Raw genomic sequence first — 2,118 nt, 5'->3', positions numbered from 1 at the left:
AGCCAAGCAAAATTAGTGTGCCAATGAAGCAGAAACGTTGCATGATGAACCCCGGCTTCTTGGAGCAAGTCTTAGTTGCTGGATTTAAGTCAATGACTAAATTCTAACCATTCATGCGGACGCCCTGGTGCATCGTAACTTGGAAATGGTTTCGTTAAAGATTTGCAAGGGCATTCCAACATTGAAATTGCCTACTAACAAAGCACTTAAACGGACTAAAAACAGTGGGCTATTTCGCTGCGCTCATATTTTAGCCCACTATTTTTAGCCGCTTAGTGCGGCGTTAGTTTTTTAATAGGAATCGGAGCTAAAGTTTGAGTAAAGAGCTCATAGATGTATTTTGTCCTGACTGCAATATGATGGTTGTAAGTGATGTAGTGCTACAGGGGGTAGGTCGATTTCAGAGTGAAGCGAAAAACCCACTAGATGAAGTTGATTCTATTTACCATTCTGATTACTACCTAGTTTCATTGTGTAAAAAGTGTGACCATCCGTTTTTCATAAGAAAAAAATTAATGGGAATCCCTGCAGAGTTTGAAGAAGTGGTAGAAGAAGAACTGTTATACCCGGTACTTAAATCTACTGAGTTGGTGAACTTACCTAACGAGATCAACCTCGCTTACGAGCAAGCAACGAAGTGTTTTTCAGCATCATTATATGAACCTTGTGCATTAATGTGTCGTCGAGCACTAGAAATCATGTGTAAACTGTACTCAGCGAAAGGACATAATTTTTACGATAGACTAGAAAGTCTTCACAAGGCAGGGCACATTGATGCACGCTTGCTCTCTTGGGCGCATGGCATTCGTGCCTTGGGCAATGATGCTGCTCACGCAATCACTGCCAATGTCAGTAAAGAGGATGCTAAAGACTGCCTCGATTTGACCGAAGCTTTATTGATTTACATATACTCTCTTGGTCATCGATTTGAAGAGTTTGAGCTTAGGCGGCAGAAAAACTAACAAACTGCTTAAGAGGGATTCGCAATGCGTGGCATTTTCAGCATGCGGTGAGTTTTGTGATTAAGTTGGTGTGCGGTAGCTTTCGCAGCGCATTGCTCACCCCTTAGCAGGGCGTTAGGTGCTAGTCTCAAAATTGGAAGTTTATCTCAGTTTTGCAGTGTGCTGTGTTGCATAATTGGCGCAATGATTAAAATGTATATTTTCAATTTGGGAAATGGAGAGCAATTATGTCAATACGTCGAATAATGCCACTAACTATGGCAAAAGGTAAAAAATGTCCAAGCTGTGGGCAGTGGACAATGCACGAGAAGAAACCCGGTTATTGGTATTGCTCAAACTGTAACGCGACTACTTTTGAGTAATTCTTAGAGGGTAAAAAATGTCATTTTGGAAAAAAGCATTAAATGTTGCTAAAGATGTAGGAACCGCGGTCGTAAGTGAGGTAGAAAAACAAGCAAATGAAGCCAGAGAGATAAAACAAAAACTTGAAAAAATGTCAGATGACGAATTATTTAAAGTCGTTAAGAATGACGGTTTTTTTGGTAGTTCTCAAAAAGAAAAGGGTACGGCATTCAGCCTGTTGAAGCATCGAGGTTATAGCGTCGAAGATATCAACCAACGCACCTAACAAAGTATTTAAGAGTGATTCCCAACGCTTGGCATTTCTGTCTCCGCGTTGGGTTTTGTGTTTATGGCACAAGAGTTTAGTTTGGTGGTGGCGTTGCTCACACCTTAATACGGCGTTATGTTTAATCACGTCAAATCAGTTGGTTGCATCTTTTCTTTGCTCCCTCGGCTTGTTGGTTTTGTGCTTGTCGGCAAGTTGGCTTCGTTTGGCGCTGTTTTCCGGACATTTATTCTTTGGCGCTGGAAATTCAGAGTTTTGCCTCAGTCAATTTTCGAGTAAGCGCGAGGTAGGTGCGGCTGGCTCAATCAGTATTTTGACCACAAGTTTTTGGGCTTGAGTTGCCAAAATTCGAAGTCTGTTTTTCAAATCTATGAGTCATTTCCGTTTTTTAGGTCTTGGCTTTTGTTTGTGAGTCAACGCTGAGTTAATCTTGGTTTTGGTAAAACGTAAGTCCTTGAAACTTAAACATAACAAAGCGTTAAAGAGGGATTCGTGCCGCGTGGCATTTTTGGTATGCGGTAATTTTTG

2 protein-coding genes and 1 pseudogene are annotated in these 2,118 nt (G+C 41.2%); all 3 read left to right on the top strand.

The window, feature by feature from the left end:
• Nucleotides 1–314 precede the first annotated feature (314 nt).
• Entirely contained in the window at nt 315–962 is a 648-nt protein-coding gene (locus UF06_RS15790; protein ID WP_242402023.1) for a DUF4145 domain-containing protein, read from the top strand.
• 379 nt (nt 963–1,341) lie between these two features.
• A complete protein-coding gene (locus tag UF06_RS15785; protein ID WP_045571287.1) occupies nt 1,342–1,590 on the top strand; it encodes a hypothetical protein in 249 nt (82 codons plus the stop codon).
• A 454-nt stretch (nt 1,591–2,044) separates the two neighbouring features.
• A pseudogene (locus UF06_RS27860) lies at nt 2,045–2,118 on the top strand (DUF3265 domain-containing protein); the annotation flags it as partial.

The organism is Vibrio sp. S234-5 (genome assembly GCF_000960595.1).
In the GTDB taxonomy this organism is placed as follows: domain Bacteria; phylum Pseudomonadota; class Gammaproteobacteria; order Enterobacterales; family Vibrionaceae; genus Vibrio.
Note: the sequence above shows the minus strand (reverse complement) of the source record. Positions and strands in the feature narration are given on the sequence as shown.

Excerpts from the sequence above, each read along its gene's own strand:
- UF06_RS15785 (WP_045571287.1), top strand. The coding sequence starts at position 1,342 with ATGTCATTTTGGAAAAAAGCATTAAATGTTGCTAAAGATGTAGGAACC.